The organism is Mesorhizobium sp. M1E.F.Ca.ET.063.01.1.1 (assembly GCF_003998155.1).
In the GTDB taxonomy this organism is placed as follows: domain Bacteria; phylum Pseudomonadota; class Alphaproteobacteria; order Rhizobiales; family Rhizobiaceae; genus Mesorhizobium.
In genome coordinates, this window is the sequence record NZ_RZSC01000387.1 from 1 (window position 1) to 5,535 (window position 5,535).

Sequence of the window (5,535 nt, forward strand, 5' to 3'; positions counted from 1 at the left end):
TCCTCCAACAGGTTGATCTGCCGGCTAATGGCACCCTGGGTCAGATCGAGCTCGCGGGCGGCGGCGGTGAAGGAGCCGAGACGCGCCACCGCCTCGAAGGCGGCAAGGGCGGCGGTGTTCGGCAGGAGACGGCGCTGGACGTTCATGATCTATTACTAACGCTCATTGATCCGTCATGCAATTTCGTTTGATTTTTTCCGTGCGGAGGCGGATAAGCCGGGCACCTCAAAAATACTGCCGGGAGAGCGGGCCATGGCCGCCGAGAAGAACGCCTTCGTGTGGAACGATCCTTTCCTGATCGAGGACCAGCTTTCCGAGGACGAGCGCATGGTGCGCGACGGCGCGGCTGCGTTCGCCGCCGACAAGCTCGCGCCCCGCATCGAGGAAGCCTATCTCGACGAGAAGACTGATCCCTCGATTTTCCGCGAGATGGGCGAGGCTGGCCTGCTCGGCATCACCATCCCGGAGGAATATGGCGGGCTCGGCGCGAACTACGTGACCTACGGGCTGGTGGCGCGCGAGGTCGAGCGCATCGATTCCGGCTACCGCTCGATGATGAGCGTGCAGTCGTCGCTGGTCATGTATCCGATCCATGCCTATGGCTCGGAAGAGCAGCGCAGGAAATACCTGCCGAAGCTCGCCTCCGGCGAATGGATCGGCTGCTTCGGCCTGACCGAGCCGGACGCCGGATCGGATCCGGGCGGCATGAAGACGCGCGCCGAGAAGACGGCGAACGGCTACAGGCTTTCCGGCTCCAAAATGTGGATCTCCAACGCGCCGATCGCCGACGTCTTCGTCGTCTGGGCGAAATCGGCAGTGCATGACAACCAGATCCGCGGCTTCGTGCTGGAAAAGGGCCTGAAAGGGCTGTCGGCGCCGAAGATCGGCGGCAAACTGTCGCTGCGGGCCTCGATCACCGGCGAGGTGGTGATGGAAGGCGTCGAGGTCGGCGAGGAGGCGCTGCTGCCCAATGTAGCGGGCCTGAAAGGTCCGTTCGGTTGCCTCAATCGGGCGCGTTACGGCATTTCCTGGGGCGCCATGGGCGCTGCAGAGGATTGCTGGCACCGGGCGCGCCAGTACGGTCTCGACCGCAAGCAGTTCGGCAAGCCGCTCGCCGGCACGCAGCTCTTCCAGAAGAAGCTCGCCGACATGCAGACCGAGATCGCGCTTGGCCTGCAGGGCAGCTTGCGCGTCGGCCGGCTGATGGACGAAGGCAAGATGGCGCCGGAGATGATCTCGATCGTCAAGCGCAACAATTGCGGCAAGGCGCTCGACATCGCCCGCCACGCCCGCGACATGCATGGCGGCAACGGTATCCAGATCGGCTACCACGTCATGCGCCATGCGCAGAACCTGGAGACGGTGAACACCTATGAGGGCACGCATGACGTGCATGCGCTGATCCTCGGAAGGGCGCAGACGGGTATTCAAGCGTTTTTCTAAGCCGGCAATGCTGCTTAAATTAGGTGCAGCGCAACATCTCTGCTTGGAGAATGCCCAGGACTTGTGTCAGGGTTCGGCGATTGAAACGCCGTTCCCCGGGGCACCATGGCAATACTGGCAGCCGTCCACCACCTGACCCATTACAAATACGATCGGCCGGTGGTGCTCGGCCCCCAGGTGATCAGGCTGCAGCCGGCGCCGCATTCCCGCACCAAGGTGCTCAGCCACTCTTTGAAGGTCGAGCCGAAGAACCACTTCGTCAACCTGCAGCAGGACCCCTACGGCAACTTCCTCGCCCGCTTCGTCTTTCCGGAGCCGGTGAACGAGCTGAAGATCGAAGTCGACCTCGTCGCCGACATGACGGTCTACAACCCGTTCGATTTCTTCGTCGAACCCTCGGCCGAAACCTTTCCCTTCGACTATCCGGAAGAGATCAGCGAAGACCTTGCCATCTACCGGACGCCGGAGCCGGTGGGACCGCTCTTGTCGAAGTTCCTGGAGAGCATCGACCGCAGGCCGACAAACACCGTCAATTTCCTCGTCGACCTCAATGCGCGGCTGCAGCGCGAGATCGCCTATATCGTGCGCATGGAGACCGGCGTCTACTCGCCGGAGGAGACACTGGCCGCGGGCAAAGGCTCGTGCCGGGATTCGAGTTGGCTGCTGGTGCAGATCCTGCGCAACCTCGGCGTCGCCGCGCGCTTCGTCTCCGGTTACCTGATCCAGCTCAAGCCCGATCTCGTTTCGCTCGACGGACCGCCCGGAACCTCGGTCGACTTCACCGACCTGCATGCTTGGTGCGAGGTCTATATTCCGGGCGCCGGCTGGATCGGCTTCGATCCGACCTCCGGCCTGCTTACCGGCGAAAGCCATGTGCCGCTTGCCGCTACGCCGCATTTCCGCAACGCCGCGCCGATCTCCGGCATGGCGAGCTTCGCCAATGTCGATTTCAACTTCGACATGCGCGTCGACCGCATTGCCGAGCATCCGCGCATCACCAAGCCGTTCTCCGACGAAAGCTGGGAAGCGCTCGATGCGCTGGGCAACAAGGTCGATGCCATTTTGCACGAGCAGGACGTACGGCTCACCATGGGCGGCGAGCCGACCTTCGTGTCGATCGACGATTTCGAGTCCGCCGAATGGAACACGGCCGCCGTCGGTCCGACCAAGCGCGACAAGGCGGATCAGCTCATCCGACGACTGCGCGAGCGCTTCGCGCCGGGCGGCTTCCTGCATTACGGCCAGGGCAAATGGTATCCGGGCGAGAGCTTGCCGCGCTGGACCTTTTCGCTCTACTGGCGCGCCGATGGCGAGCCGGTGTGGCGCGACCCCTCGCTGATCGCGCAGGAAAAGAGCACGGTCTCTGTCGGGCCTGAGCAGGCCGAAAGCTTGCTCACGGCGATCGCCGGCGAACTCGGCCTCGACAAGGCGATGGTCAGCGAGGCCTATGAGGATCCGGCCGAATGGCTGCTCAAGGAAGGCAAGCTGCCGGACAATGTCGATCCTTCCAATTCGAAGTTGGAGGATCCGGAAGAGCGCAGCCGCATGGCGCGCGTCTTCGAGCGCGGCCTGACCAAGCCGTCGGGCTATGTTCTGCCGGTGCAGCGTTGGAACAGCCAGGCCGCGGGGCAGCGCTGGCGCTCGGAGAAATGGAAGACACGGCGCGGGCGGCTGTTCCTTGTCCCTGGCGACTCTCCGGTCGGCTATCGTCTGCCGCTCGGCACGCTGCCCTACGTGCCGCCGGCGCAGTTTCCTTACATCGTGCCGGTCGACCCCTCTGTGCCGCGCGGCGCCTTGCCTGCGCGCGAGGCGATCTTGCCGGAAACCGCTCCGGTTGAGCCTGAAGGCGCCGACGAAATGGCCCGTCGTCAGCAGGCGGTATCCTTCACGGCAGCGACTGGCCAGCAGGACCGCGTCGAGCAGGAGATCACAGAGATCGGCGGCGCGGTGCGAACGGCCCTCACCGTCGAGCCGCGGGACGGCCGGCTCTGCGTGTTCATGCCGCCGGTCGAGGCGCTGGAGGATTATCTTGAACTGGTGGCCGCGGCCGAGAATGCGGCGAAGGCGGTTGGGCTGCCGGTGCATATCGAAGGCTACGGCCCGCCCCACGATCCGCGCCTCAACGTCATCCGCGTTGCGCCGGACCCAGGCGTCATAGAGGTCAACATCCATCCGGCCGCCAACTGGCAGGAATGCGTTGCCACGACCACGGCGATCTACGAGGAAGCCCGGCAGTCGCGGCTTGGGACCGACAAGTTCATGATCGACGGCCGCCATACCGGCACCGGCGGCGGCAACCATGTTGTGGTCGGCGGCGCGACGCCCAACGACAGCCCGTTCCTGCGCCGGCCGGACCTGTTGAAGAGCCTGGTGCTGCAATGGCAGCGGCATCCGTCGCTGTCCTATCTGTTTTCCGGCCTGTTCATCGGCCCGACCAGCCAGGCGCCGCGCTTCGACGAGGCGCGGCACGATTCGCTCTATGAGCTCGAGATCGCGCTGGCGCAGGTGCCGCATCCGGACAAGGGAGAGGCGCCCTTGCCGTGGCTGGTCGACCGGCTGTTCCGCAATCTGCTCACCGATGTCACGGGCAACACGCATCGCTCGGAAATCTGCATCGACAAGCTGTTCTCGCCGGATGGCCCGACCGGCCGGCTCGGGCTGGTCGAGTTCCGCGGCTTCGAGATGCCGCCCAATGCGCGCATGTCGCTTGCCCAGCAGTTGCTGGTCCGCGCCATCATCGCCCGCGCCTGGAAGAATCCGTTCGACGGCCGCTTCGCGCGCTGGGGCACCTCGCTGCATGACCGGTTCATGCTGCCGCATTATGTCTGGGCGGATTTCCTCGATGTTCTTGAAGACTTGAAGCTCAACGGCTTCGACTTTCGCCCCGAATGGTTCGCCGCGCAGCTCGAATTCCGCTTTCCGTTCTGCGGCGAAGTGCAGCATGCCGGCATCAAGCTGGAGCTGAGGCAGGCGCTGGAGCCCTGGCACGTGATGGGCGAGCAGGGCGCGATCGGTGGCACCGTCCGCTTCGTCGACTCGTCCGTCGAGCGGCTGCAGGTGAGGACCGAAGGACTGAACCCTGAGCGCCATGCCATCGTCTGCAACGGCCGCATCGTGCCGATGAAGGTCACCGACAGCAGGGAGATCGCGGTGGCGGGTGTGCGCTTCAAGGCCTGGCAGCCGGCCTCCGGCCTGCATCCGGCCTTGCCGGTCAACACGCCGCTGATCTTCGACATCTATGATCGCTGGTCGGGCCGCTCGATCGGCGGCTGCGTCTACCATGTCGCGCATCCGGGCGGCCGCAACTACGACACCTTTCCGGTCAACGGCAACGAGGCCGAGGCGCGGCGGCTTGCCCGCTTCGAGCCGCGCGGCCACACACCGGGCAGCTACGTGCTCGAAGCCGAAGAAGCCTCTGAAGACTTCCCCATGACCCTTGACCTCAGGCGGCCGGCGAGACTCTGATCCACCATGGCCAAGGGGAATCAGAAACGGGCGGGCGGCAGGCCGCGGGCGCAGGGCCTGCTGGAGCGCTACCGTCCGATCGACGGTGTCGTCGACGAGATGGTCGACGCATCAGGCAATCCGCGCCCGGCCTGGCGTTCCTTCATCGAAGCGCTCGATGAACTGGGGGCTGAGACGCTCGGACAGCGATTTGCCCGCGCCGACCAGTATCTGCGCGACGCGGGCGTCTACTACCGCGTCTACGACAAGGCCGGCGCCAACGAACGCGAATGGCCGCTGGCGCATGTCCCTCTGCTAATCGACGAGAAGGAATGGGCCGAAATCAGCGCCGGGCTCGTCCAGCGCGCCGACCTGTTCGAGGCGATCCTGACCGACGTCTACGGTCCGAACCGGCTGGTCGAGAAGGGCATCCTGCCGGCCGGGTTGATCGCGGCCAGCCCCGAATATCTGCGCCCGGTCGTCGGCGTCCGGCCGGCCAGCGGCCATTTCCTGCATATGGTCGCTTTCGAGCTTGGCCGCGGACCGGACGGCCGCTGGTGGGTGCTGGGCGACCGCACCCAGGCGCCGTCGGGCGCCGGCTTCGCGCTGGAGAACCGCGTCGCCACCACGCGTGCGCTGTCCGACATC

General features: G+C 65.2%; 4 protein-coding genes. 3 read left to right on the plus strand and 1 reads right to left on the minus strand.

Features of this window, described 5'->3' with window-relative positions:
* A partial coding sequence (locus EOA29_RS23335) for a LysR family transcriptional regulator (RefSeq protein WP_145969757.1) occupies nucleotides 1-146 on the minus strand: 146 nt, incomplete at its 3' end.
* Nucleotides 147-252: 106 nt separating this feature from the next.
* Here EOA29_RS23335 and EOA29_RS23340 point away from each other — a divergent pair.
* The 3 genes from EOA29_RS23340 to EOA29_RS23350 all read left to right on the plus strand — a co-directional run.
* Entirely contained in the window at nucleotides 253-1,443 is a 1,191-nt protein-coding gene (locus EOA29_RS23340; protein WP_126092218.1) for an acyl-CoA dehydrogenase, read from the plus strand.
* A gap of 105 nt (nucleotides 1,444-1,548) precedes the next feature.
* Nucleotides 1,549-4,908, plus strand: coding sequence for a transglutaminase family protein (locus EOA29_RS23345; protein WP_126092219.1), 3,360 nt, complete (start codon nucleotides 1,549-1,551; stop codon nucleotides 4,906-4,908).
* Between the two features lie 6 nt (nucleotides 4,909-4,914).
* The coding region (locus EOA29_RS23350) for a circularly permuted type 2 ATP-grasp protein (RefSeq protein ID WP_189478965.1) at nucleotides 4,915-5,535 on the plus strand (621 nt) is incomplete at its 3' end.